This window comes from Halorhabdus amylolytica (genome assembly GCF_004944975.1).
Lineage (GTDB): Archaea > Halobacteriota > Halobacteria > Halobacteriales > Haloarculaceae > Halorhabdus > Halorhabdus amylolytica.
This window is the reverse complement of record NZ_SPQG01000005.1, coordinates 91593-116245: the sequence shown is the minus strand read 5'-3', so window position 1 is coordinate 116245 and position 24653 is coordinate 91593. Positions and strand designations below refer to the sequence as shown.

The following is a 24653-nucleotide window of genomic DNA, read 5'->3' as shown; positions in this document are numbered from 1 at the left end:
TGTGACCGTCCGTCTCAGAGATCGTACAGGTCGCCGTATTTCTCGGTTACGTACTCGATGAAGTACTCGGCGGTGTAGTCCTCGCCGGTCGCCTCGCGGACGAGGTCGTCGGTCGTGTAGCGCCGACCGTGGCTGTGGACGTTCTCGGTCATCCACGTCCGAAGATCATCGAATTCTCCCGCGCGGATGCCCTCCTCGATCGGGCCAATTTCCCCGTCGGCAGCGTCATAGAGTTGAGCCGCCAGGACACTCCCCAGCGAGTACGTCGGGAAGTACCCGAAGGTACCGTTCGTCCAGTGGATGTCCTGCAGACAGCCCTCGGCGTCGGTGTCGGGCCGGATCCCCAGATACTCCTCCATCCTGTCGTTCCAGACGGACGGCACCTCATCAACGTCGAGATCGCCCGCGATGAGGTCGCGCTCGATCTCGAAGCGGACGAGGATGTGCATGTGGTAGGTGAGCTCGTCCGCCTCGACCCGAATGAGATTGTCGTCGTAAACCCGATTGGCCGCGCCGTAGGCCGCCTCGGGTGTGGTCTCGACGCCGAAGTGTTCCTCGACAGTCGGCAGGAAGAACTCCCAGAACGCTCGCGAGCGACCGACGTGGTTCTCCCAGAGCCGGGACTGGGACTCGTGGACAGTCAGATCGCGGGCCTCACCCAGCGGCGTCCCGTATTCGTCGTCCGGCAGTCCCAGGGCGTAGGTCGCGTGGCCGAATTCGTGGATCGTCGAAGACAGCGAGTCCAGCGGTTTCTCCGGATCGAAACGCGTCGTGATCCGGGCATCGAACTGCGTCCCGGAGGTGAACGGATGGGCGGACGTGTCCAGTCGACCCCGATCCCAGTCGAACCCCAGTTCGTCCAGGGCTGCTCGGACCAGTTCTTCCTGATCGTCGACGTCGTAGGAACCATCGAACGGACGGGGCTGGGTCACGTCGCTTTCCGCGACGGCGTCGATCAGATCGGGCAGTTCCGCCCGGAGTTCTTCGAGGACGCGCTCGGCAGTGTCCAGCCCGAGATACGGCTCGAACTCCTCGAACAGCACTTCGTAGGGATCACGGTCAGGGTCGATCGCCTGTGCGTACTCCCGGCGGAGATCGACCAGTTCTTCGAGGACGGGAGCGTAGCTCTCGAAGTCGTCGTCCTCGCGGGCCTGTTCCCAGACCGGCAGCGCCTCGCTCGTCGCCTCGGAGATTCGCTCGACCAGATCGCGGGGCACCTTCCGGGCGCGTTCGTGTTCCCGTCGGACTTCCCGGACGACTGCCTGCTGTCCGGGATCGAGCGACGCCTCGTCGAGATCGTCGAGATAACCCGCCAACTCGTCGTCGGTCAGCAGGTCGTGATGGAGCGTCGAGAGTGCCGACTGCTGTTTCGACCGTGCCGGAGTGCCGCCCTCGGGCATCATCACCTGCTGGTCCCAGCGCAGCAGGCCGCCGGCGTCCTCGACGTAGGAGAGTTGCGTGACGTGTTCGAGCAGGTCGTCGTAAGCGCCTGACGTGGTACTCGACATATCTCCCGGTTCGGTCCCGGCTGGCAAAGGCCCGACGGTTCCGGACCTGGGTCGGCCTCAGGCAGACGTGACTGCTCCGAACTCGCCGACGAGGTCGCGATAGAGACGATCACAGCGTTCGACCACGGATAGCGAGACGCTCTCGGTGGCCGTGTGGGCCTCGCCCGGTTCGGCTGCGCCGACGACGACACACTCCGTCCCGGCCCGATCTGCGAGCCAGCCCGCGTCCGTGGCGTGGGGCTTGACGACGTGCTCGGGATCGCCGTCCTGGACACCCTCGGCGGCTCCTAATGCGACGTCGGCGAAGTCCTCGTCCCCACAGGCCATCGGCGGGAGGTCCTGCTCGACGGTCCAGGTGACGCCGTCGAGTTCCGCAACGCGCTCGATGGATGCACGTTCGCCAGGGACCGTCCGCTCGTCGACGATCACTGTACAGCGTTCGGGGATCACGTTCCAGGCCGACCCGCCTTCGATCTCCGTGACGGCGAGGCTTCCTTTGACGTCGTGATCCTGGACAGTCGTGGACGGGAACGTGATCTCGCGCAGGATATCGACGGCATCGGTCGCGCGGTAGATAGCGTTCTCGCCCGCGGCGACCTCGCTGGCGTGGGCTGACTCGCCCTCGGCGACGACCGTGCTCCCGCGTCGTCCCTTGTGAGCGATCGCAACGTCCGTGACGCCCGGCGCGGAGTATCCAGTCGATCCCTCGCCGACGACGGCGTACTCGGGAGCGAACCCGTCCGCGATCGCCGCCCGACATCCCTCTCCACCCTGTTCTTCCCCGGCGAAGGCTGCGAAGACGAGTTCGACATCGTCGGGCACGTCGGCGTCCCGGAAGGCACAGAGCATCGCGGCCAGCGACCCTTTCATGTCCGCCGTGCCGCGGCCGTAGAGTCGGCCGTCCTGCTCCTCTATGACGTACTCCCCGTCAGTGACCTGTTCGGCATCCGGCGGAACCACATCGTGGTGGCCGACCAGCGCGAACGTCGTCCCCTCGCCGCGGCGGGCGAATACGTTGCCGTGGTCGTCCCGCTCGACGGTCGCGTTCGTCCGTTCGTCGAGCCAGTCGGTGAGCCATTCGCCGGCTGCGGACTCGTCGCTCCCGGGGCCGCGGTGGCTCGGGATGGTGACGAGTTCGCGGGTCACTTCACTGGCATCCATGCCCGGGTCCAGGGGGCCAGGATTGACAGCCCTTTGGATCAGCAGTGGGAACCGTCCCGCAGTCGCTCGACCGCTTCCTCGACAGTGAGCGGCGGATCCTCGACGCCGGCCCGCTGGAAGGCTTCGACGAGTTGTGGTGGTGAAACACCCACCTCTCCCAGGAGCTCATCGTCAGTGAGCACCGCCCGGACCGGTCCGTCCCGGACGATCGAGCCCTCGTGGTCCAGCAGGACGACCCGATCAGCGACGTGGGCCACCAGATCGGCGTCGGGGGTCGAAACGACGATGGTCGTCCCGTCTTCGTTTCGTGCGTCAAGCGCGTCGAGAATCGTTTCGCGGTGGCCGGCGTCCACGTCGGCGACGGGTTCATCGAGCAGGAGGAGATCGGGTTCGACGGCGAGTGCGGCCGCCAGCGCGGCGCGGCGTTGCTCGCCCCCGCTCAGCCGGAAGGGGGGTTTCTCCAGCAGGGATTCGAGCTTGAACTCGGCGGCAAGTGCGTCGACCCGGTCCGCGGCCTCCCGGCGGTCGATCCCCAACTGTGCCGGGCCGTATTCGAGGTCTTCGCGGACGGTCGCGTTGAAGAGATAGTCCGCGGGCGCTTGCGGACAGTGGGCGATCCGGTCCCGGAGTTCGTCGGCCGGGTCGTCAGTCTCGAAGTACGACATCTCCCCGCCCGCTGGCTCGCGAAGGCCTGCCAGTAGCGACAGCAACGTGCTCTTGCCCGCGCCGTTGGGACCGAGGATCGCCACGCGCTCGCCCGCCTCGATCGTCAAGTCGAGTCCCTCGATCGCGGTCGTCCCGTCGGGATACGCGAAGCTGAGGTCGCGAGCAGCGAGGGCGTTCACGTCAGCAACACCCCTGCAGCGACAGCCGCGAAGACGACGGACGCAAACGCGGCGTCCGCGACGCCGATCGCCTGCCTGCGGACGTACGTCCGACCCGTCGTTCCGCCCCGCGAGCGGGCCGCGCGGCCGACGCGCTCGCCGCGATCCAGCGCCCGTAGCAGAAAGGTCCCCAGTAGCGCCCCGGCTTCCCGCCAGGACTCCCGAAGCGTCGCGGACCGGAGTCGCCGACTGCGGCGCGCGAGTACGAGCCGCGAGAGTTCCTCGAAGACGACCAGCAGGTACCGGTAGGTGATCGCGAGCATCGTGACGGCCGTTCGCGGCACGCGAAGCGATCGGAGTGCGCCGAGCAACGACGCGAACCGGGTCGTCGAGAGCAACAGTCCGAGCAACGAGACGCTCGCCCCGACCCGGAGGACGAACGTCGCCACATAGGACGCACCCGGTACGGTGATCGGTCCCGCCAGTGCCGACCCCGAGAAGACCACGGCCTGGGGCGCGACGATCACCAGCGAGACGGCCATGGGCACGCCCGTCCGGAGCGCGTGGGCCTTCGGTGGGAGACGGGAGAGACCGGCCAGTACGAGCGTCACCGCGAGCATGGCTGCCGGTGGCCCCGGGGCGTCGAAGGTGACAGTGACGACGATCAGCGCGAAGACACCGAGCAATTTCACTACCGGGTGGACGGCCTGGAGCCAACCCGGCCGTTCGGCGACGCGTTCGTCCCGGAGGAGTCCGCGCGCACGATCAGTCAGTGTGCCGGCCGACCGACTGACTGGATCAACGGGGCTCACGGTCTGGGTCCAGCGGACGTCCGGCGAGCCAGCCGATAGCGAGCACGAGCGCCGCCCCCACTACTCCGGAGACGAGCGTCCCGACGTAGGGATCGACCCCCGGGATCCCGTAGTCCGGCAGGATCCCCGGCAGCGTCGTCACGGCGTGGGCGGTCGCGCCGGTCGCCTCCGCGGCATGTTCCAGGGGTTCGGTATATCCGACCCGGCCGGCTGCCCAGGCGAACGCCGGTGAGAGGACGACCAGGCCACCGACGACAGCACTCCCACGACGGAAGAGCCGTCGGCGATCGATTGTCGACGTCCGGTCGGCCACCAGATCCGGACGCGTCTCGCGGACGAACTCGTAAGCGAGTAACGTGATCGCTCCCTCGGCGACGCCGAGCAGGCCGTGCCACCCGCCCATGATCGACAGCACAGTCCCCACGTCGTAGGCGAACGCTTGCGACACTCCCAGCATGACAGCACTCGTGAGGGCAGCGAGAGTAATACCTGTCCAGGCCGCCGCCACGACGGCGACGCGCTCGTGATACGGACGGAGTACCCGGAAGATGGCGTAGCCGACGTATACTTCGACGATAGCCATCGAGAGGACGTTCCCGCCGAGCACGACGATCCCGCCATCACCGAACACCAGCGCCTGGACCGCCACGACGGCGGTCATCGCCAGTGCTGCTAGATGCGGGCCGAGGAGAATGGCCGCGAACGCTCCACCGACGAAGTGAACGCTCGTTCCGCCCGGGATGGGGAGGTTCAACATCTGTGCGGCGAAGATCGCGGCCGCGGTCACGCCCAGAAGCGGCGCCCGCGGTCCGTCCAGTTCGCCCGCGGAGCGTCGGGCCGCGAACGCCAGGACCGCGATCGACGTCAGGGCGGCGACCGCGGCGACCCACAGATCGAGGTATCCGTCGAGGATGTGCATCGATGGACGTGGGTAAGCCGTCCCAGGTAATAATACGTTTCGGAGTTTGAGTAATACTGGGAACGGAAGCTGCAAGGCTGATATGGCCACCGGGCCAATCGGGCGTATGGCCGAGGATCTCGATCGCGTGAGTCTGACGTTGCCGCCCGACATGACCGACCAACTCGACGGGATCGTCGAGGACTGGGAGTACGCGAGTCGATCGGAGGCTGTCCGGGATGCCCTGCGGGACTTCTTCACGACCTACGAGTGGGAGCGCGGCGACGAGACCCGTCACTACGGGACGATCGTCATCGCTCACGAGCACGACCACGAGAGCGATGTCGCTGGTCGCCTCCAGACGATCCAACACGAGTACGCCGATGTCGTCACGTCCGTCCAGCACATCCACCTCTCTGAGGACCGCTGTATGGAGACGCTCGTGGTCGGCGGCACTGCCGGCGAGATCGACGAACTCGCCAACCGACTGCGGGCCATCGGCGGCGTCAAGCAGGTAAAAGTCGTCGTGGTTGGCGGGGCCGAGACCGAGCACAGTCACTCCCATGACCAAGAGCACGCCCACGAGCACGATCAGGATCACAGCCACGAGCGCACAGCCACTGGCGAGTAACGACACGACCGCGTCGACACCTGAAACGGACTGGTACCCGCATCGGTCCAGTGACCGCTATTCAAACCTCACACGGGGACGAAAGGCAGTTTCCCTGTTTCTCCTGTTCACCCTCCAGGTGTTTGCCACGAGTGACTGACGATGTTCGAAGCGGGGGAGTCCTGCGTCCGGCGTCTGCCGGACGAGATCGACGTCCGCTCTCTTTGACGTCATCCTCGAACCGTCGATCCACGGCGTTGGATCGCTTCACTGGCAGTTCCTCGGTCCCGTCGACGAGACCGCTTCGGACTGTGATCGGATCCGGTCGTAGCGTGTTCGAGGAAGACTTCCCGTTCATGTCCCTTGGACCACCACTTCGCCGGAAATACTCGTCAATGGGCATCGGAACGACGGGTATTGAGACGTCCAACCAATAGATTTAAAAATATATGGTGGTGATACGTACTGAAATGTCAAACAATGTTGATGACGACGGACGAGGGTACGAACGCCATCAAAAAGAGGTCTCGGAGGCGATCGATGGCGGCGGGTGTGCGGAGACGTGGGAGACACTTTCCGGGCAACGAGCGCGAAGGGACGACGCGGCTGACGATCGCCGTCCGGATATCGAGGGGACGCTGCTCGATATCGACTGTCTACAGTTCACCGGGGACGGCGAGGACTTCGAAGTGGTTCCGTCGTTTCGCAACGCCTGGCGGGCGGCGATCGACGAACTCGACGACGAGAACGTTGCGGCGGTACTCGCGGACGTCTTCGACGTCGACGGGACGGTTCGGATCGACAGCGACGAACGGGCTGTGTACGCCCGTCACGACGGACAGTCACTCGCACAGTGGGTCTCACGTTCCGCGATGGTCGCCGATCTCGCCGCCTGTCGCGTCTTCGAACGTCAGGACGACGACTGGGAGGAGCGGTCGCCCGTCGAGCGGAGCCGGTTGGCCGGGGGCGTCCGGTTGTATCTGGAGTTCTGCCCCGACTGTGGTGGACGGACGTCTTTCGACACGGAAACGGTGACTTCCTGCTGTAACGACTACGAGGTCGCGACCGTTTCCTGTGAGGACTGTGACGAAATCCTGCTCGAAATCCCCATCCCATCGGGTGGCGGGTAACGACGTTCACCGTCGGTAGTGATCGACCGTCCGGAAGCAGACGTACAGCACAGCGTTGAGAACGCCCGTCAGCCAGAAGATAGAGCCGACACTCAGACCGAACGCGCCGGGGCGGCTGGCTGCGATAACGTCGTCGAACAGCCAGCCGACTGCGACGGCGATGATGCCCCAGACGAGCAGAATCGAGGCGATCCGTGCGCCTTCTTCGATATAGTCGGTGATCGGGCCCGCATCGCCCGCTGTCGGGTCGAGTGACATACTCGCCCGTCCATCGTCTGGGAGATAAGTCTTCTTCCCTGCGTCAGAGCCGCCCTGCGAGACTGCGTCCGGCGTCCAGTCCGGTTTCGAGGGCCGCGTGGGTTCGACCGGTCCCTGCCAGCCAGTCGCCGGCAAGTCCGAGGTCGTGTCCGAGGGCGTACTCGAACAGCGCCGGATTGATCCCGTCGCCGGGCAGCGCGTGCGTAAAGTGCTCGTGATCCCACCAATCGGGATCCGCCAGGCGGTCGTCCCCGAGGAGCGCGGCCGCGTGTTCGGCTGCCGAGTCGGCCGCCTGCTCGGGCGTGGCGTCGGGTCGACCTGCGCTCCAGGCCGGACTCAGCTGGACGATCAGGATTTCTTCCCCGTCGGGAACGTGACCTGGTTTAGACGATTCCCGGGAGAGCCAGCCGACGGCGTGTTCCTTGTCGGTGTTGACCAATCCGTAGTAGGGTACGTCGACCTCGAAGGGGTAGTGCAATGCAACCGAGTCGATCGTCCGGTAGGACTGGCGCTGACGGGCGGCCACCAGCGTCTCTCGCACGTCGGCTTCCCAGTCCGCATCGGCGAAGAGATCCCACGTGGGCGGCGTTACGACGAGTGCGTCGTACTCGACCTCCTCTTTGCCAGCACTGACCCGCCAGCCGTCGGGCGTACGAGCGAGGTGTTCGACGTGGGTGTGTTCCCGGATCGTCGCCCCGCTGGCGTCGAGAAACGCCCGGACGATCCTGTCGATCCCGTTCCGACCGGTCAGTTTGGGGCCCTGGTTCGGTCGTCCTTCCTCGATCTCGCCGTCTCCATCGAAGATCCACACGTCGCCCGTCGTCTCGACGAGTTCCTCCCCGGCTACTGAACGAATGCGTTCCTCGACGCGTCCGTCAGGCGGGTCGACGTAGTTGGCCCCGTAATCGTAGACACAGCCGTTCCGGTGGCCCGAGATCATTCGCCCGCCGACCGTGTCGGTCTCGAAGACCGTCACGTCGGCCGACTCCCCGATCGCGTGGGCGGCTCCCGCCCCGGCGATCCCGGCGCCGACGACGCACACCTTCGGTTGCACGGGTACACGTTCGGTAGCCAGCGGCTAAAGGAGTGGGTTGACGCCCGGCAGTCAACGGCAAAAAGTGGCTGACGCCCGCAGCCAGCGGACGGCCGTCTCACTTCTCGGGCGTCGGATCGAGTGCCACGAACTCCAGGCCCTTCTCGGCCAGCAGTTCCCGCGCACGATCCGTCGCCGACGGGGCGACGAGAACGCCTCGGACTTCCCGGTCGGCGTGGAGGTCACGGGTCAATGCTCCCACGTATCGGTCGAGTTGTCCGACCGCGTCCGGCCCGACGCGTCGGCGCTTGAGTTCGACGACGACCGCCCGCCCGTCGGCGTCCTCGCCGTAGATGTCGATTGCACCCGCGGGCGTCGATCGCTCGGTCGCGAGCGGTTCGAACCCCGGTTCGACCAGGGCCGGTTCCGCGAGGACGCGTTCGCGGAGGTCCTCCTCGGTGCCCGACAACGACAGCTCTTCGGGATCGGACACGTCTACCGTCGTCACGTACGTGATCGACTCGAAGGTGACCTCGAGGTGCTCTTCCGGCCCCGTTCGGTGGCTCTCGATGCGGAGTTCGTCGTCCGCGATGTCGACCTCGTGGGTCGAACCCGGCGGTTGCCAGTTGACCGGCTGGTGGCCCTCGTCGGTGTGGACGAGGGTGGTCCCGTCGGGTTTGAGCACGACCAGTCGATCGCCGGGTCCGAGCGTACTGGCGGCGCGACCGTCGTACTCCACCGTACATCGACCGAAGACGGTCACCATGTCGCCCCGATCGACGGCTCGCGCCACGGCGTCGCGGGCGGCTGACGGGGACGGATCGATCATCGGCTCCGGAGTGTCCACGCCGGCAGCCTCGCGTCCGTCTCCCGTGTCGGTCACGTCCCTCGATAACCGGGCCGTTCACAAAAGGGTCGCGAGTCGTCGACACAGTCACTCGAGCGACGGTAGTCCCTTCGAAACGGGCGAAATCGAGGGCGTCGACGACATCTCGAAACGAGACGACGCGGGAGTTGCCCATCCCCCTTGGACGCCAGCCGTCTGCCGGTCGGGTGCGGTCGTCGTCCCAGGCCGTCTCTCCGTAGTGCCACCCCTTCCCCGAGGCGACTGCAACGAACGCGCGATCACTCATCGACGATCCCCCCGCTCGTCGAGACTCCTGTGTCACCCGACACGGCAACGGGGGTGGTCGCGCCCTCGTATTTGAAGGCTCGGGTCGGACGACTGGGCCGGTCGGGGGAACGGCGTTCGGCGTGGCCTATTTGACGTCGGACCCCGTGGTGAGGATAGATGCTGGAGGACGACTTCGGTCGTGAACTCGCCGGCCTGCGGGTTTCCCTGACCGACCGGTGCAATTTCGACTGCGTCTACTGTCACAACGAGGGATTGGGCGATACCCGCGGACCGATGGCCCCCGCGGAAGGAGAACTCTCGACGGACGCGGTCGTCCGCGTTCTCGAGGTCGCCGCCGACCACGGCGTCGAGGCGGTGAAGTTTACCGGCGGCGAGCCGATGCTCCGGGCCGACCTGGCGGAGATCGTCCGTCGAACGCCCGAGGAACTCGAGGTTTCGCTGACGACCAACGGTACGTTCCTGCCCGATCGGGCGGCGGATCTGGCGGATGCCGGTCTCGAACGGGTCAACGTCTCCCAGGATGCGCTGGATCCCGAGGATTTCGCAACGCTGACGCAGTCCGGTGCGTACGATCGCGTCCTCGAGGGCGTCGAGGCGGCCCTGGAGGCCGGTCTCGCGCCGGTGAAACTCAACATGGTCGTCTTCGAACACACCGCGGGGTACGTCCCCGAGATGGTCGAACACGTCGCCGAGAACGACGGCCTGCGCTTACAACTCATCGAGTACATGCCCGAACTCGCCGGCCGCCCGGAGTGGGCGGTCGATATCGACCGCGTCCACGATTGGCTGGCCGAACAGGCTGGCGACGTCACTGCCCGGGAGATGCACGACCGGACGCGCTACTGGATCGAGGGCACGCCCGAGGACGACAAGGGCGGCCTCGTCGAGGTGGTCGATCCCGTCGGCAACACGGACTTCTGTGAGAACTGTCACCGCGTCCGGGTCACCCACGACGGCTACCTCAAGGGCTGTCTCAACCGCAACGACGATCTCCGGTCGCTGGGCGACCGCTCGAAGGAAGCCATCGAGGATGCCCTGCGGGACACCGTTTCCCAGCGCGTTCCTTACTACGGGGAGTACATGATTCAGGACGAGGACGGCGGCTGGGTTCCCAATCCGGAATACGCGGACAGCGAGGGCGATCGCGCGCCCTACGAGTACAAGCGGGACGAGTCATCGGCGAGTGACGAGGCGACACCAGTGCAAGGAGAGGAGGCTGGAAAGGCGGCTCCCGACGGCGGTGAAGTCGAGGACTGATCGGCGTGAGTCACGCGGTTTTGTTCAGCGTCAGTCAGCCCGCCCGCTCTCGGCCAGCGCCGCGGCGGTCTCGACGGGTGCCAGCCGGACCGCACACTGCTTGAGGTTGGGTTCGTCCGAATCGGGATCGGTCGCCGGGATCGTGAGTTCGTTGACTGCCGGGTGGTGGATCGGCAGCCAGACGATCCCCGGCGGGATCGCCTCGTCGGCGTCGACCTCGGCGGTTACGGTCCCGCGCCGGGAGGCAACCCGCACCCGCTCGGTCCCGCCCGGGCCCGCGCAGTGGGTCTCGATGGTCTCGGGGTGGACCCGGGCCACAAGGAGGTCGGGCTCCTCGGGTGCCGACCGCGAGCGGACGCCCGTGTTGTAGCCGTCGGCCTCGCGGGCGGTCGTCAGCGTCAGCGGGTACGCCTCGTCGGGCGGCTCCGGTTGCTCACGACCGGTGCCGCCGGCGAAGCGGGCCCGACCCGACGGAGTCGGGAACTTCCACTCGCCGTCGTCGTGATAGCGATAGCCCGCGTCGCTCGTCTCGTCGGGTGCCGGCCAGCGGATCGCCAGTTCCTCGGCGAGGCGATCGTAGGAGATGCCCGAGCAGTCGGCGGCGGTGCCCGCAGTCAGGTCGGTGAACTCCTCGAAGACAGCCTGGGGGTCGCTAACGGGGAAGAGATTGTCCCGGAGGGCGTTGCCGATCGTCGCGATGACGTCCAGATCGCTCCGGACGCCCGGCGGGAGGTCCGAGGCCGCCCGCACGCGGGAGACCCGCCGTTCCATGTTCATCGTCGTGCCCTCGCTTTCGCCCCAGGTTGCAGCCGGCAGGATCACGTCGGCGTGCTCGACGGTCGCCGTCCGGAAGGCGTCCTGGACGACGAGGAAGGCATCGTCCAGCGCCTTTGAGACGAATTCGGCGTCGGGCGCACCGGCGGCCGGGTTGGTCGCCACGGCGTAGACCGCGTCGACCGGTCCGTCCTCGATGGCTTCGATGATCTCGACCGGGCCGGGCCCGGTCTCCTCGGGTAACCGATCCTGGGGAACGTCCCAAGCGTCGGCGACGACTTGCCGGTGGTGTGGGTCGTCGAACGCGCGGTGACCGGGCCAGGTGCCTTTCGAGGAGCAGACCCGCGTGCCCATGGAGTTGGCCTGGCCGGTCAGCGAGAACGGGCCGGTCCCTGACCCCATGTTTCCCGTGGCCAGACAGAGGTCGATCAGCGCGCCCGCGGTGTCGGTCCCCTGGACTGACTGGTTGACGCCCATTCCCCAGTAGATCAGCGTGTCCGATTCGAGCAGGTCGACCAGCCGATCGACCGCTTCCATGTCGACGCCCGCCCGGTCGGCGGCCGCCTCGGAATCGGGCAGCCCTTCGACCAGTTCTTCGAAGCCAGTGGTCGCTTCTTCGACGAAAGCCCGGTCGACGTTGCCGGTCCCGAGGAGTCGCGCGAGGACAGCGCGCGCGAGGTCGAGGTCGCCGCCGGGGTCGGGTGCGACGTGGCCGTCGGCGGCCTCGGCGGTCTCGCTGTGGACGGGATCGACGACTATCATGTCGCACCCCTCGTCATCGGCGCTGTCGGCGAGCCACCGGAACATGACTGGGTGAGCCACGCGGGGGTTGGCTCCCCAGACGAGGTGTGTTTCGGCGTCGGGGATGTCGTCGTAGGTCGGCGGCGGGGCGTCGCTGCCGAAGGCGTCGTAGTAGGCGGTGACGGCCGAGGCCATACACAGCGTCGTGTTTGCATCGTAATACTGTGTGCCGATGCCGCCGCGGGCGAGTTTTCCCAGCGCGTAGGCGGCCTCGTTGGTCTGCTGGCCGCTGCCCAACACAGCGATGCGGTCCGGGTCGTCGAGTCGATCCCGGAACTCGGCGACGATCCGGCCGATGGCGATGTCCCAGGTAGTGGCCTCGAGCTTGCCGTCCCGGCGGATCACCGGCTGGGTCAGCCAGTCGCCCTCGGGTTCAGCCGTCTCGCTGATCCCGCGCCCGCAGGCCAGTCCCTGGTTGACCGGGTGTGCGGAGTCCCCGCGGACGGTGTCGAGACCGTACCCCTCGTCGACGCCCATCTGGACGTGGCCACAGCCGACGGCACAGCGCATGCAGGTCGAGGAGACCCACTCGCTCACAGCCCGCCCCCCTCGACGAGTGTTTCGGCCATCTCAGTCACCCATCTCGATCGGCGTCCCGTCGGCGTCGGTCGGCGCGGGACTGGGTTCGGAGTCGAAGGGGTACCAGGACTGCTTGGCGTCGTGTAGGCAGGGGTCCTCGTAGCCGGAGACTTCCTCGGGTTCCGCGAGGTCGACGATAGCCTCGTGGCCGGTGGCGTCGACCCACTCCCGGAAGGTCTGGCCACCGACGGCTTCGCCGTCTCCGTTTCGGTGCCCGCCGCGGGCACCGCTCTCTTCCCGGAGTGCTGCATACGCCTCGACGAGGTTTCTGATCATCCCCGGGACCTCGTCGGCTGGGACCCGCTGTTGAACCCACTCGATGAAGCTGGGGTCCTCGCCGATCCCGCCCCCGACGCCGACATCTAAGGCCTCGACCATTTCGTCGTCCTTTCGGGCGCGCATCCCCTGGAGGCCGATGTCGGCGGTCATCGCCTGGCCGCAGTCGGCCGTACAGCCCGAGTAGTGGATCTTGATCCGCTGGACGTCGTCGGGGAGGTCGGTGTTCGCGCCGAGCCAGCGCAGCATGCGAGCCATCCGGGCCTTGGTCTCGGTCAGCGCCAGCGAGCAGAACTCCGTGCCGGTACAGGCCATCGCGCCCCGCTCGAAGGGGTTGGGCTCGGGCCGGTATTCTGAGAGCAGGGGTTCGTTGAGCAGGTTCGCGAGGTTGCCGTCGGGCACGTCCATGAGCAGGGGGTTCTGTCGGCGGGAGAGCCTGATCTCGCCGCTCCCGTAGGCGTCGGCCAGGTCGGCGAGTTCGATCGCGTCTTCGGCGGGCATCCGTCCCACCGGCACGGAGAGGCCGACGTAGTTCGTCCCGTCTTTCTGGTCGTAGACGCCGACGTGGTCGTGAGCGCCCCGTTCGATGGGCTTGCCAGCGTTGTACGTGTACTCGCCGCGGAAGTCCGTCCCGGCGGGTTCGGGATCGAAGGAGAGGCGCTCGACCATTTCCTCCCGTATTTTCTCAGTGCCCCACTCGTCGACAAAGAACCGGCCGCGGTTCTTCGAACGGTTCTCCCGGTTACCCTCCTCGTGGTAGAGTTCGACGAACTCCCGGACGGTCTCGTAGGCTTGCTCGGGCCGGACGAACATGTCCAGCGAGCGAGCCTTGCGGGGCTCGCGGCCGCCGAGGCCGCCGCCCGCGCGGACGTTGAAGCCCTTGAGTTCCTCCCCATCGACGATGGTGTGGGCCGCTTCGAGGCCGACGTCGTTGATCGCATCCTGGGCACACCCCTGCCGACAGCCCGTCACCGAGATGTTGAACTTCCGGGGCATGTTCGCCAGGGCGTTGTCACCCCGAATGCCGTCCTGGATTTCGTCGAGCAGTTCGCGGCTCTTGACGTACTCCTCGGCCTTGCCGGCGACCGGACAGCCCGAGATGTTGCGCATCGTGTCCCCGCCGGCCGACCGCGAGGAGACGCCGACGGCCTCGAGTTTCTCCCAGATCTCGGGGATGTCCTCGAGTTTGAGCCAGTGCAGTTGGATGGACTGACGGGTCGTGAAGTCGATCCAGCCGTTGCCGAACTCGGGGTTCTCGACGGGACCGGTGGCGTACTCACGGGCTACCTCGCCGATGGCCCGCAACTGGCCGGGTTCGAGAACGCCCCCGCAGTTGGTCAACCGCATCATGAAGTAGCTCTCCTGGCCGCCCCGATGGTGGAACACGCCCCAGAACTTGAACCGCGAGAACCACTGCTCGCGTTCCTCCTCGGGGATGGAATCCCAGCCCTTCTTGGCGAACTCCTCGATCTTTGCGCGCACTTCGTCGCCGTACATCTCCGCTTTCCAGTCTTCCTTCTTATGTGTCATTGTATCACATCCTCCGGTTGCAGTCATTCGGTCCGTCGTCCGATACGCCGCGAGTCCAGACAGTGCCCGTCATTAGTCGTCACCACCCGCCGCTGTCGGTGGGTCGCCCCTCTGGAGGAACCCGGCCTGATCGGCCACGCGGGCGATCTTCGGCTGGAACACCCAGGCCGTCAGCGCGACGATGGGCACCATCGACGCGGCGACCACGGTGTAGCCCATGTGGAGGTTCGGCATTGCCGTCGAGGAGTAAACCAGCGGGTAGACGATCCCGCCGACGGTCCCGACGCCGCCGACGACCCCCGCAACCGCCCCCGAACTGTTGGGGAACATCGCCGGGACCTGCGCGAAGATCGATCCCTCAGCAAACGCACAGGCCATCCCGACCATGAAGCCGGTCCCGACCGCGATCAGGACTTCGCCCGAGAGGCCCGCGAGCGTCATCCCGACCATCGTCACGACGACGAACGAGAGCGTGACGAACGTCCACTGCTCGCGGTATCGCCCCGCAAAGAACGGGATGATGTTCTTTTCCTTGCGGGCGAGGACGTCGCTGACGTAGCCGCCGATCGGCCGCAACAGCCCGGCCGCGACCGAGAACGTCGCCGCGAAGTAACTCGCCAGCGCGAGGTTCTGGGTGTTGAAGCCCTCGCGGTAGTAGGTCGCCAGCCAGCCGTTCATCGACAGTTCGAGGCCGAAGGTCATCACGTACGCCAGCGCGAGCACGACTGTCCCGTAGCGCGTGGCGGTGTGAATCCAGTCTTCGAAACTGGCCTGGTCGGCCGTTGCCTGGCGTTTCTCCTCGCTCTTTGCGGCCTCGCCCAGCAGGTAGTAGGCGATCCCGAGGACGATGGCGACGACCCCCGTGTAGAAGAAGGCTGCCCGCCAGCGCGTCTCGAAGATCGGGCCGCTCCAGCCCGCGTAGAACAGTGTCGGCAGGATCAACGCGCCGGCGGCCGCCCCGGCGTTGCCGATCCCGGCGTAGATCCCCTCGGCCATCCCCAGGTTCTCCTCCTCGAACCACTCCGAGACGTGCTGGATCCCGATGACGAAGGTGATCCCCGCTGTCGCGACGATCAGCCGTTCGACGAAGAAGACGGTGTAGCTCTGAGCGAACGCCGAGGCCATCGAGAACACGCCGACGTATCCCAGCACGATCGCGAACACCGTCGGCGCGCCGAACTTGTCCGAGAGCCACCCCGTCAGGATCCGTCCGAACGGGGCCAGCCAGATCGCCGCACTCGCCAGGATCCCTATCTCGGCCGTCGAGAGCCCGAATTCCTCGGCCATCGGGCCCGTGAAGGGGGCAAACGAGAACCAGATCAGGAACGAGAAGTTGAATCCGATCGTGGCGAGGAGCAACGTCCGCCACTTGGTCATCCTGATCAGGCCCATCCCGACACCTTCCCCGACAAACCGGCGTCGTTCGTTTCTCCCCGCTCAGCTATCCTCGCCGCGTCGGTGCCGCCCCTCCCACTCCTCACTTGACGAACGGTCGAATACGGGCTCGATTTATTTACCATTGTCCACCCGAAACCACTCTGGTACGATATCGTCAACTACCATTTGTGTCTGTCGATCAATCGGACACTTATATCCGTTATCGGCAAACACTCTAGGGACATGCCCGATCCCTCCTTTAGTAACCCCCAATATAAGGGGATATAACGGAACACGTTCGGTTTACGGACCGGAATATCGGCCGTCAGGAACACGTTCGTCTCGGTGGAAGAGTCTGGCGCACGATCGTCTCAGTGGAAGAGTCTGGCGCACGATCGTCTCAGTGAGCGTTCATATTTCGTCGCGGCGTCTGCGAGACGAATCACGCCCTTAAAGTCACCGGCGAGCATCCCTCCACGCGTATGAGTGACTGTCCGGAGTGCGGGGCGGAGGTCTCCCTGCATGACAACGTCGAAGTCGGAGAGATCGTCGATTGTGCAACCTGTGGCGCGGAACTGGAGGTCGTCGCCGTCGATCCGGCGACCCTCGAACCCGCCCCCGAACTCGAAGAGGACTGGGGCGAATAACGCCGCGGGATTCCTCCGGAAAAACAGCTGCGTAGCCTCAACTCTCGCGCCAGATCACCGTCACCGTCGCGTCGTCGGTCTCGACGGTGTCGTAGGTCAGGCCGCGATCCTCGAGTTTCGGGTAGAGGTGCTGGGGTTTCCTGTCGTTGTACTGGACGAGTACCTCGTCGTCCGCGAGATCGGCGGTCGCTTCCAGCGTTTCCTTGAGGGGTTTGGGCGGTCCGAGGGTCCGAACGTCGAGTTCTACCTGCGAGCGATCGGCGGGTGCCTCGCTCGCGGCGACGGGATCCCTGGAACTCACGCCGATCCCTCCCGCAGGGCGTCCGGTCCGGGAACCTCGCCGTCTTCCTCGAGAATTTGCTCCAGTTGCCGGAGGTCGTCGTTCAGCGAGGCACTCTCGTTGTGCATCTCGGCGACCCGGACCCGGACGAGGTCGTACTCGTGACGCTCGGGAAGGCCGTTCCAGGCGCGGAACGCCCCAATTGCGAGGGAATTACCCGCCGGACAGAACTCCGTGGTCGGGGTGAACTCTGCCCGGAGCACGCCTTCCTCGTCGGCGTCTTCGGCGTAGCGGAACCCGGCGTTCGGATGGCGCGTATCGAGGTTCAGTTTCGCCAGGTTGTACCCGAAGGTCATATCGTAAACGCCCCGCTCCTCGAAAATCTCCCACGTCGTCGCGTGGAACTCGGTGTGGTCCTCGTCGGTCAGCACGTCGTGACCGTCGAGAAACGCCCCCGGTTCGGGCAGGTGTTCGAGCACGAACGTCCCCTCGTCGTCGAACGTGTCGCCGGTGGATCCGAGCCGTTGCATACCCTATCGTACTGGTCTCGTCCCCCCAGCACTTTTCCCGAATATGTTCGACAGCGATCCCGTCAAGCGTCCTCAGATCGTTCGGTCGAGAGGGGCGGGATCAGGAGTCCGCGGGGAGAGAGCGGGCCGTGACGGGCGACGACCAACCCGAGGTTCACGGCGACGACGGCGAGGCCAAGCCCAACAGCGATTGGTCCAGCGAGTTCGACCGCGGCAGGGACTTCGATCGCACCTGCGACGGCACCCAGCAGTGTCCCCGCGAACAGCAGGAGGAGGTCCACACGGGCGAGACGAGTGTCGTAGAGATCCTCGACCATCGGGACGGACTCGTAGCCGATGCGATCGCTGTAGGTTTCGAGCCAGACGAGGAAGGGGACGATGTGATACAGCGTGCCGACGACCACAAACCCGAAGACGCCGACCAGCAGGATCGGCTCGCTGGCGACCGTCCCCAGCACCGTCAATCGGTTCGCGGGCTCGGCCAGCCAGGCCGGCAGCGTCACCGCCGCCCAGGCGACCATCGCGACCGCGACGACGGCGTACCTGACCAGAACCGTCGAGAGTTCGGTCCGCATGCGGTAGAGCTTTCGAGCGAGGTAGACGCCGACCAGCGCGACCGCACCAGTCACGAGAACGACGCCGACCCGTGCCGTCGTGGCGTGTCCGAGGAGACGACCCGTGGCAAGGGCGAGGACCCCGACGGGGTAGGCGAGAAGTTCGACGCGCTGGATCACGACATCGAGGCGGTCGTCGTCGGCCTGGGTGAACATCTCGCCGAGCTGGTAGAGCGCGCCGAAGACCGTCGTCACGAACGCGCCGAAGACCGCGACGGTGGCGTGAGCACTCGCGACCGCGGGCCGCGTGACCGAGACGCCCGTGAACAGCGGCTGGGTGAAATCCAGCGAGAGCAGGTACCCGAGGACCGTCAGCACGAGGAAGGCGGCCAGCGCGATCACGAAGTGCGCCTCGGTGACGTCCAGCGGCCGCGCCTGCCACAACGTTCGGGCGACGTTGTAGACGAACACCCAGATGCCCGCGACCAGTAGCGTCCCGGCGACGTGCAACAGTGTCAGTTCGGCGGCGACCATCGAGGCGACGAACCCAGCCAGCCCCGCGGCGACCAACCACGCCTCGAGGGCGGCCAATCGCTGGGAGTGTAAGGCAACCCCCGACCAGACGGGGACGAACTGCGTCATCGCACCCATGATCGTTATCCCAACGAACCCGGCCAGAAAGAGATGCGAGACCGCGATCCCCGAGAGACCGATCGGGTTCCCGACGGTTGCGGCCGCGAGTAACTGCCCGGCCAGCGCCAGCGCCACCGCGAGGAGAACGTGTTGGAGTGTTACCGCCAAGGGTGGTCCCCGGTCCGTGTCGACTTCCTGCGTGAGCGTTCGCATGCGTGGGCGTTCGATCGTTCTGCCCCTGCCATCGTCGCCGAACATGTTCGCCCGCCGGGCGGCGTGGGGGCAAGTAGGCAAATATCTGCAGGTACGATAGTCAGGCGTCCTCGTCGGATTCGGGAGCGTCGATGGCGACGGACGGTTCCTCGTTCTCGTTGTCGTCGCGACTTTCCAGCAACAGTCCCGTCAGGCCTGCGGCGATCAGTCCGACACCTGTGGCCCGCACCGCGGTGAGGTACCAGGGTTTCGGATCGAGTTCGTCGGCGTTCTCGAAGCCAGACAGCGAGAGTTTCGTCGAGAGTCCGACGACCTGTTTCGGCAGTGCAGCGGCGAGCAGTCCCTGTAGGGCGATCCAGCCGTAGCCAAGGCGGCGAAGCGTTCGGAGCATCAGGTGAGTTTGGGCCTGAGTTCACCTCAACCTGTGGGTCAGTCCCCGGTCGAGACAGCCGATTCCCGCGTTCGGTCGACAGGCGCGGTTCTTACTGTTAACTTATCTCATGCGGTGGCGATACCCGACGTCTCGAAGTCGAAAACCGGCAATCCACTACATTCCCATAGTTCATTTATATTTGTGAATATTAGGATGACACATGGACCAGTACGTCTCGCGGGCGAATAGCGCCCGGCCCGAGGGAGGTATCCTGAGCAGTCTCATTGACCCGCTGTCGCGGTGGGAACTGACTCCCGGGCGCATCGCCGCGGTGTACCTTCTCTTCGGGTTCGTCGGACTGTACGTCTCGGACGTCGTCTTCGCCCGTACCTTCAGTGAGCCACTCCAAAGCCAGGTCCAGGCAGCGAAAGGCGGTCTGGAAGTGCTGGTCACCGCCGGGTTCATCTTCGCCATCAGCGTCGCGAGTCGTCGACAACACCGACGGACGAACGAGCGACTACAACGACGCAACGAGGAGTTGCACGTCCTCCACCGGGTGTTGCGTCACAATCTCCGGAACGATCTCAACGTCATCGAGGGTCACGCCGAGTACGTCGAAGCCACCCTGGAGAACGACGACCTCGCCGACACTTGCGGGACGATCACCCGCAAGGCCGAAGCGATCGTCTCCTACATCGAACGGGCCGGTCAGATCAGGCGTCTGAGCGAGAGTCAGTCCGTCGAGACTTTCGACCTCGCCCGGATCGTCCCGATGATCGCCGATCGGCACGACGAACTGACCGACGCGGTGGACCTGACGGTTGACGTCCCGGACGTCGTCCCTGTCGCAGCCAATCACATGCTCTCGGCAGCACTAGAAGAACTGCTCACCAACGCCATGGTCCACGCCAACAGCGATACGCCCACGGTCTCGATCAGGGTCTCGACTATCGACGCCCCGCGGGGCATGACTCTCATCGAGATCGCGGACGACGGCCCGGGCATCCCCGAGGACGTCAGACGGATCATCGAGTCCGACGAACGCGATCAACTCGCCCATCTCAGCGGGCTGGGACTGTGGTTCGTCCACTGGACCGTGACCGATGTCGGTGGCTCACTGTCCTTCGACGTCGACGCAGATGGGACCACGGTCCGTATCCTCGTGCCGACCGCCGATGCGGACTGATCCGATCCCGTTTCTGTGACGGACTGGGATCGTGTCGACGATTGTTTGTGCTCTCGCTACCCCGTCTCGTCCCGGTTGTGAGTCTGCTCCCGCACTCCAAGGAAGCAGCAATAATTTCCGCCTATTTCGACGCCGCTTGTCGAAGGTCTGTCGGTGGTCCCAAATCCATAACGAACTATCGATGGCGTTACGGCGAGTGATCGCTGTCGGCTATTGCTTGTAATGGCCCCCAGTAAGAGGGGTACCCACTCATCACAAATTCCCCTATCCCGTCGGACTACCCCATCGGACTATCGTTATCACTCCGTCTGAAATGGATAAATCGAATATTTTCTTGCTTTCAGAGCTATATCCAACATTCTGAGAAGATATATCCACGTTTGTTTTGTCATTGAGTGCGGCAAGAGATGGAACGAGAGCGCGCGTTATGGGGGACGGTGCCTGAATGGCGGATACTCACACATGGATCTAATCGAGTTCCTTCCGCCGAGCGAACTCGGCGATCGTGACGCGGCGATCGTCGACGTACGCGATGCTTCGGCCTACACCGGTCTCGGTCACGTCCCCGGTGCGGTCAACGTTCCTGTCGATCACTTCCGGGACCCGACCGGGATCGCACGGGGAATGTTGCCCGCCCCCGAGGACCTGGCGGCGTGGCTCGGCGACGCCGGTATCGGTCCCGAGGACCCGGTGATCGCCTACGACGACGATCGAGGCGTCTACGCAGCGCGCTTTCTGGCGACGCTCGCCGCGTTCGGCCACGAGGGCGACCTCTACCTGCTGGATGGTGACTACAGCGTCTACGAGCGGGATCACGAGGTCACGACCGACCTCCCCGACGTAACCCCGGTCGAATACGAGTCGGGCGATCTCGATGACGAGCTGGTTGCCGATCGCGAGGACGTCGAGGCAGCCGTCGAGAGCAACGCCGCCGTGATCGACACGCGGACGGAACCGGAGTACGAGCAGGCTCACATCCCGGGGGCCGTCCAGATCGACTGGGGGGTCTTCGTCGACGGAGAGACCGGACGACGGCGTCCCGACGAGGAGATCGAATCGCTACTCGTCGAACACGGCCTCGAACCGGATCGCCCGATCGTCCTCTACTGTAACACGGCACGGCGACTGAGCTACGTCTTCGCCGTGCTGGCCGATCTCGGCTTCGAGAACGTCCGTTTCTACGAGGGGAGCCTGGAGGACTGGATCCGTACCGAGACCGACGACTGGGATCCGACCGAGATCAAGCGTCGCGTCCGCGAACACGCCAGTGAGGGACCCGAGGCAGTCAAAGAAGCTCTCGGGGAGGACGCCGCTGCGAAGCTCAAACTGGTCGGCCTCTACGAGCAAAAGCAGGGCGGGTACTTCATGTTCCGGACAAAGATCCCCGGTGGTATCCTGACCGCCGAGGCGGCCCGTGCGCTGGGAACTGTCGCCGAGGAGTACGCCACCTTGCCCGACGATCGCGACCCCGAGCGGTCACCGTTCGGCGATGGCTATCTCGACGTGACCACCCGCCAGGACGTCCAGTTCCACTGGATCAAGATGGAAGACGTCCCCGAGATCTGGGGCCTGCTGGATCCGGCCGGCGTCTCGACGTTCCAGACCGGTGGCAACTCCGTGCGTAACGTCGTCTCCTGTCCCGCGGCGGGCGTCGCCGCCGACGAGGTGCTGGACGCCCGGCCGGTTGCCGAGGCGATCACTGAGGCGTTCCTGGCCGATCGCCGGTACGCCAACCTGCCCCGGAAACTGAAAGTCAGTGTCAACGGCTGTGCCGGAGCCTGTGCTCAACCCGAGATCAACGACCTCGCCTTTACCCCCGCCCGGAAGGACGACCGCCTTGGCTTCAATCTCGCTGCTGGCGGCGGGCTCTCGGACAGTCCGCGGATTGCCAGCGACCTCGACGTGTTCGTCGAACCCGAGCAGGTCGTCGACGTGGTACGTGCGACGGCCGATCTGTTCATCGAACACGGGAGCTACCTCGACACCGCGGTCAACCGCCTGCGCTTCCTCGTCGAGGAGTGGGGTGCCGAGCAGTTCCGCGCGGAACTCCAGCATTGTGCCCCCTTCGAGTTCGAGTCGGCAGGCGAGGACCTTGTGACACATCACCACCCAGATCACGTCGGCGTCCACGACCAGGCCGACGGGACCAACTACGTCGGCCTCTCGATCCCGGTCGGTCGGATCGACGGGACGGACTTCCGGGCGATCGCCGACCTCGCGGAGGACTACGGAAGCGGCGAGATCCGGCTGACCACCCAGCAGAATCTCCTGCTGACCGACGTAACTGACGCCGATCTCACTGACTTGCGGGCGGAACCAATCCTCGAAGCTTACTCGCCCGATCCCGGGCCGTTCACGCGCGGCGTCGTTACCTGTACCGGCCGGGAGTTCTGTAACTACGCTCTCGTCGAGACGAAAGCCCGCGCGAAGCGCTGGGCGGCCGAGTTGGACGAGCGCGTCGAGATCGAGCAGGACCGCGTTGGACTACGTTTCAGTGGCTGTACGGCCTCCTGTGCCCAGCCACAGATCGACGATATCGGGATCCGTGGGGAGACTCGCCAGACCGATGCCGGGGTCGAGAGTGCCGCCGACATCGCCGTCGGTGGGAAACTCGATACCGACCCGCAGTTCGCCACCTGGGTCGCGCCACGCGTCCCGATCGGGGCGGTGCCGGCCGCGATCGAACGCCTGGCCGAGCTTTTCGAACGCGAGGGTCGCAACGACGAGCGACTCTACGAGTTCTGCCGCCGGGTCTCCGAGGACCGACTGGTAGACGTGCTCGCGCCAGCCGAGGCCGAGACAGCAACTGCAGTGCAACCGGGAGGGTCAGACTGATGGCACAACGACAGCCCCGCACCCCCGCCGTGGGCGACGATCCGCGGGAACCGACGACCGACGTATCGCCGCCGGACGGGAAGGTCCGCTTTCGCCACCTCGACGAGGCGGTCATCGAGGCCGACCGCTGTGTCCAGTGTGGGGCCTGCGTGGCGGCCTGTCCCTCCGATTCCATTGGGATCGCCGACAGCGACCGGCGGCCGACGCTGGTGAAGATGTGTACCGGCTGTTCGCGCTGCTGGGACACCTGTCCGCGGGCGGGTCTGCGTTACGAGCGCCTGCCCACACTCGAGGGCGCCGACCCGGAAGACGTCACCGAGGGGATCGGCCACGTCGAGGACGCCTACGCCGCGAGCGCCGCCGAGGACGTTCCCGACGCCCAGCACGGCGGGGTCGTGACCGCACTGCTGGCAGCACTCCTCGAAGCACCGGGCAGCATCGACGCCGCGGTCGTCGCCGATGAGGCCGCGGACGGTACCGGTCTCGCCACGCCGAAGCTGGCGACCACACCTGCCGAGGTCCGCGCGGGGGCGGGCACGCTGTTCACCCAGCCCCTGCAACTCGCCGAGCTGGGGGATCTGATCGCCGACGCCGACCTGCCGGCCGATCCCGACCTGGCGCTGGTGGGCACACCCTGTGTGATCGAGGGCGTCACCGCGCTCGATCGGAGCCCCTACCGCGAATCACGCTTCGACGAACCGCGCCCCCTCGATCACGTCGACCTGACGGTGGCGCTCACTTGCACGCAGGCCCTGGACGACGAGGGCCTCGAACACGTCCTCGCCCGGGAGTACGACCTCGATCCCGCGGACGTGACGGGTCTGGACCTCGTCGGACAAGGGATCCGGATCGACCTGGCAAACGGCGGCGAGGAGCGCGCGCCGCTTTCGGACTTCGAGGGTGCGATACTCGAGGGCTGTCTGGAGTGTGCCGACGCAACCGGACAGACGGCCGATATCACTGTCGGGACTGTCGGGAGCCGGCAGGGTGAGTCGACGCTGCTGGTCCGGACCGATCGCGGGCGGACGGCCTTCGACCGTGCCGAACCCACGCTCGATGCCCGACCGCTTGCGGATCTGACACCGGTCGAACAGCTCGCCGAGTGGAACGCCGACCGCGCCCGTGAGGCGATGGCTCGCGAGTACGATCCGGAAGGCGACCTGTGGATTCCGTATGCCGAACACCGTGAGGCCTACGACGGGACTGATCGGGCGCCGGTCGCGTTCAATCCTGCACGCGTCCACCAGTACGAGGAGTGGTGCTGAATGACTGACACAGACGGACAATCGACGACGGAGTACGACGAAACGGACGACGAACGGCCCGATGACCACCTCGACAGCGTCGAAGACGGGTGTGGCTGTGCCGAGGTGTGGGAACACCTCTCGGAAGAACGTGAGGAAGACTGAACACCTCTCGGAAGTCACCATCCCACGTTG

Annotated in this window: 23 protein-coding genes and 1 pseudogene; 8 read left to right on the top strand and 16 right to left on the bottom strand. The window is 65.7% G+C overall.

All coding sequences use genetic code 11. The annotated features are described in order from the left end of the window. Positions 1-14: 14 nt before the first annotated feature. From E3374_RS08800 to E3374_RS17595, 6 genes and pseudogenes are all read right to left on the bottom strand, one after another. Positions 15-1508, bottom strand: coding sequence for a carboxypeptidase M32 (locus E3374_RS08800; protein ID WP_136688710.1), 1494 nt, complete (start codon positions 1506-1508; stop codon positions 15-17). A gap of 57 nt (positions 1509-1565) precedes the next feature. Next, on the bottom strand, positions 1566-2669 hold the full coding sequence (locus E3374_RS08795) for a M20 family metallopeptidase (RefSeq protein WP_136688709.1): 1104 nt from the start codon (positions 2667-2669) through the stop codon (positions 1566-1568). Between the two features lie 38 nt (positions 2670-2707). Continuing rightward, on the bottom strand, positions 2708-3514 hold the full coding sequence (locus E3374_RS08790) for an energy-coupling factor ABC transporter ATP-binding protein (RefSeq protein ID WP_136688708.1): 807 nt from the start codon (positions 3512-3514) through the stop codon (positions 2708-2710). After that, on the bottom strand, positions 3511-4305 hold the full coding sequence (cbiQ, locus tag E3374_RS08785) for a cobalt ECF transporter T component CbiQ (RefSeq protein ID WP_136688707.1): 795 nt from the start codon (positions 4303-4305) through the stop codon (positions 3511-3513). Before cbiQ ends, E3374_RS08790 begins: the two co-directional genes overlap by 4 nt. Then, complete coding sequence (locus E3374_RS17600; protein WP_345890591.1) at positions 4292-4618, bottom strand: PDGLE domain-containing protein; 327 nt, start codon at positions 4616-4618, stop codon at positions 4292-4294. Before E3374_RS17600 ends, cbiQ begins: the two co-directional genes overlap by 14 nt. Beyond that, a pseudogene (locus E3374_RS17595) lies at positions 4616-5224 on the bottom strand (energy-coupling factor ABC transporter permease); the annotation flags it as partial. The gene E3374_RS17600 and the pseudogene E3374_RS17595, both read right to left, overlap by 3 nt. Positions 5225-5330: 106 nt before the next feature. Between E3374_RS17595 and nikR the strand changes: the two are divergent. Together nikR and E3374_RS08770 are read left to right on the top strand one after the other, a co-directional pair. Then, positions 5331-5834 carry a nickel-responsive transcriptional regulator NikR gene (nikR, locus tag E3374_RS08775; RefSeq protein WP_136688705.1) on the top strand — a complete coding sequence of 168 codons (504 nt, stop codon included), beginning with the start codon at positions 5331-5333 and terminating at the stop codon, positions 5832-5834. Positions 5835-6283: 449 nt separating this feature from the next. Continuing rightward, positions 6284-6943 (top strand): hypothetical protein, encoded by a 660-nt coding sequence (locus E3374_RS08770; protein ID WP_136688704.1) that lies wholly within the window; start codon positions 6284-6286, stop codon positions 6941-6943. Between the two features lie 6 nt (positions 6944-6949). On the opposite strand, the gene E3374_RS08765 is transcribed toward E3374_RS08770, so the two are convergent. From E3374_RS08765 to nucS, 3 genes are all read right to left on the bottom strand, one after another. Continuing rightward, positions 6950-7201, bottom strand: coding sequence for a hypothetical protein (locus E3374_RS08765; RefSeq protein WP_136688703.1), 252 nt, complete (start codon positions 7199-7201; stop codon positions 6950-6952). A gap of 43 nt (positions 7202-7244) precedes the next feature. Continuing rightward, positions 7245-8255, bottom strand: coding sequence for an NAD(P)/FAD-dependent oxidoreductase (locus E3374_RS08760; RefSeq protein ID WP_136688702.1), 1011 nt, complete (start codon positions 8253-8255; stop codon positions 7245-7247). A 97-nt stretch (positions 8256-8352) separates the two neighbouring features. After that, positions 8353-9063 (bottom strand): endonuclease NucS, encoded by a 711-nt coding sequence (gene nucS, locus E3374_RS08755; RefSeq protein ID WP_136688798.1) that lies wholly within the window; start codon positions 9061-9063, stop codon positions 8353-8355. A 462-nt stretch (positions 9064-9525) separates the two neighbouring features. On the opposite strand from nucS, the gene moaA reads away from it, so the two are divergent. Then, a complete protein-coding gene (gene moaA / locus E3374_RS08750; protein WP_136688701.1) occupies positions 9526-10626 on the top strand; it encodes a GTP 3',8-cyclase MoaA in 1101 nt (366 codons plus the stop codon). Positions 10627-10656: 30 nt separating this feature from the next. Here the strand turns inward: moaA and nasA are convergent, their stop codons facing one another. From nasA to E3374_RS08735, 3 genes are all read right to left on the bottom strand, one after another. Next, positions 10657-12738, bottom strand: coding sequence for an assimilatory nitrate reductase NasA (gene nasA, locus E3374_RS08745; protein WP_136688700.1), 2082 nt, complete (start codon positions 12736-12738; stop codon positions 10657-10659). Between the two features lie 33 nt (positions 12739-12771). Further along, positions 12772-14586 carry a nitrite/sulfite reductase gene (locus tag E3374_RS08740; RefSeq protein ID WP_136688699.1) on the bottom strand — a complete coding sequence of 605 codons (1815 nt, stop codon included), beginning with the start codon at positions 14584-14586 and terminating at the stop codon, positions 12772-12774. A 72-nt stretch (positions 14587-14658) separates the two neighbouring features. Next, entirely contained in the window at positions 14659-15963 is a 1305-nt protein-coding gene (locus E3374_RS08735; RefSeq protein WP_345890590.1) for an MFS transporter, read from the bottom strand. Between the two features lie 482 nt (positions 15964-16445). On the opposite strand from E3374_RS08735, the gene lysW reads away from it, so the two are divergent. Further along, positions 16446-16610, top strand: coding sequence for a lysine biosynthesis protein LysW (lysW, locus tag E3374_RS08730; protein WP_135663665.1), 165 nt, complete (start codon positions 16446-16448; stop codon positions 16608-16610). 37 nt (positions 16611-16647) lie between these two features. Here the strand turns inward: lysW and E3374_RS08725 are convergent, their stop codons facing one another. From E3374_RS08725 to E3374_RS08710, 4 genes are all read right to left on the bottom strand, one after another. Beyond that, positions 16648-16911 (bottom strand): DUF2249 domain-containing protein, encoded by a 264-nt coding sequence (locus E3374_RS08725; RefSeq protein ID WP_136688697.1) that lies wholly within the window; start codon positions 16909-16911, stop codon positions 16648-16650. Continuing rightward, a complete protein-coding gene (locus tag E3374_RS08720) occupies positions 16908-17420 on the bottom strand; it encodes a hypothetical protein (protein WP_136688696.1) in 513 nt (170 codons plus the stop codon). Before E3374_RS08720 ends, E3374_RS08725 begins: the two co-directional genes overlap by 4 nt. A 62-nt stretch (positions 17421-17482) precedes the next feature. Further along, positions 17483-18820 carry a heme-copper oxidase family protein gene (locus E3374_RS08715; RefSeq protein WP_136688695.1) on the bottom strand — a complete coding sequence of 446 codons (1338 nt, stop codon included), beginning with the start codon at positions 18818-18820 and terminating at the stop codon, positions 17483-17485. Between the two features lie 100 nt (positions 18821-18920). Further along, entirely contained in the window at positions 18921-19211 is a 291-nt protein-coding gene (locus E3374_RS08710) for a hypothetical protein (protein ID WP_136688694.1), read from the bottom strand. A 202-nt stretch (positions 19212-19413) separates the two neighbouring features. Here E3374_RS08710 and E3374_RS08705 point away from each other — a divergent pair, with 202 nt between their 5' ends. From E3374_RS08705 to E3374_RS17155, 4 genes are all read left to right on the top strand, one after another. Next, a complete protein-coding gene (locus tag E3374_RS08705) occupies positions 19414-20379 on the top strand; it encodes a sensor histidine kinase (RefSeq protein WP_136688693.1) in 966 nt (321 codons plus the stop codon). Between the two features lie 462 nt (positions 20380-20841). Then, entirely contained in the window at positions 20842-23214 is a 2373-nt protein-coding gene (locus E3374_RS08700) for a rhodanese-like domain-containing protein (protein WP_136688692.1), read from the top strand. Then, positions 23214-24479, top strand: coding sequence for a Coenzyme F420 hydrogenase/dehydrogenase, beta subunit C-terminal domain (locus tag E3374_RS08695; RefSeq protein ID WP_136688691.1), 1266 nt, complete (start codon positions 23214-23216; stop codon positions 24477-24479). The genes E3374_RS08700 and E3374_RS08695 overlap by 1 nt, the downstream gene beginning before the upstream one ends. After that, entirely contained in the window at positions 24480-24623 is a 144-nt protein-coding gene (locus tag E3374_RS17155; RefSeq protein WP_169051813.1) for a hypothetical protein, read from the top strand. Positions 24624-24653 lie beyond the last annotated feature (30 nt).

Bases quoted from the DNA above. Each gene is read 5' to 3' on its own strand.
- E3374_RS08720 (WP_136688696.1), bottom strand. From the start codon at position 17,420: ATGCAACGGCTCGGATCCACCGGCGACACGTTCGACGACGAGGGGACG.
- lysW (WP_135663665.1), top strand. From the start codon at position 16,446: ATGAGTGACTGTCCGGAGTGCGGGGCGGAGGTCTCCCTGCATGACAAC.
- nikR (WP_136688705.1), top strand. From the start codon at position 5,331: ATGGCCGAGGATCTCGATCGCGTGAGTCTGACGTTGCCGCCCGACATG.
- E3374_RS08740 (WP_136688699.1), bottom strand. From the start codon at position 14,586: ATGACACATAAGAAGGAAGACTGGAAAGCGGAGATGTACGGCGACGAA.
- E3374_RS08710 (WP_136688694.1), bottom strand. From the start codon at position 19,211: ATGCTCCGAACGCTTCGCCGCCTTGGCTACGGCTGGATCGCCCTACAG.
- E3374_RS08795 (WP_136688709.1), bottom strand. From the start codon at position 2,669: ATGGATGCCAGTGAAGTGACCCGCGAACTCGTCACCATCCCGAGCCAC.
- E3374_RS08770 (WP_136688704.1), top strand. From the start codon at position 6,284: ATGTCAAACAATGTTGATGACGACGGACGAGGGTACGAACGCCATCAA.
- moaA (WP_136688701.1), top strand. From the start codon at position 9,526: ATGCTGGAGGACGACTTCGGTCGTGAACTCGCCGGCCTGCGGGTTTCC.
- E3374_RS08735 (WP_345890590.1), bottom strand. From the start codon at position 15,963: ATGACCAAGTGGCGGACGTTGCTCCTCGCCACGATCGGATTCAACTTC.
- E3374_RS08700 (WP_136688692.1), top strand. From the start codon at position 20,842: ATGGATCTAATCGAGTTCCTTCCGCCGAGCGAACTCGGCGATCGTGAC.
- E3374_RS08695 (WP_136688691.1), top strand. From the start codon at position 23,214: ATGGCACAACGACAGCCCCGCACCCCCGCCGTGGGCGACGATCCGCGG.
- E3374_RS17155 (WP_169051813.1), top strand. From the start codon at position 24,480: ATGACTGACACAGACGGACAATCGACGACGGAGTACGACGAAACGGAC.
- E3374_RS08765 (WP_136688703.1), bottom strand. From the start codon at position 7,201: ATGTCACTCGACCCGACAGCGGGCGATGCGGGCCCGATCACCGACTAT.
- E3374_RS08705 (WP_136688693.1), top strand. From the start codon at position 19,414: ATGGACCAGTACGTCTCGCGGGCGAATAGCGCCCGGCCCGAGGGAGGT.
- nucS (WP_136688798.1), bottom strand. From the start codon at position 9,063: ATGATCGATCCGTCCCCGTCAGCCGCCCGCGACGCCGTGGCGCGAGCC.
- E3374_RS08800 (WP_136688710.1), bottom strand. From the start codon at position 1,508: ATGTCGAGTACCACGTCAGGCGCTTACGACGACCTGCTCGAACACGTC.
- E3374_RS08715 (WP_136688695.1), bottom strand. From the start codon at position 18,820: ATGCGAACGCTCACGCAGGAAGTCGACACGGACCGGGGACCACCCTTG.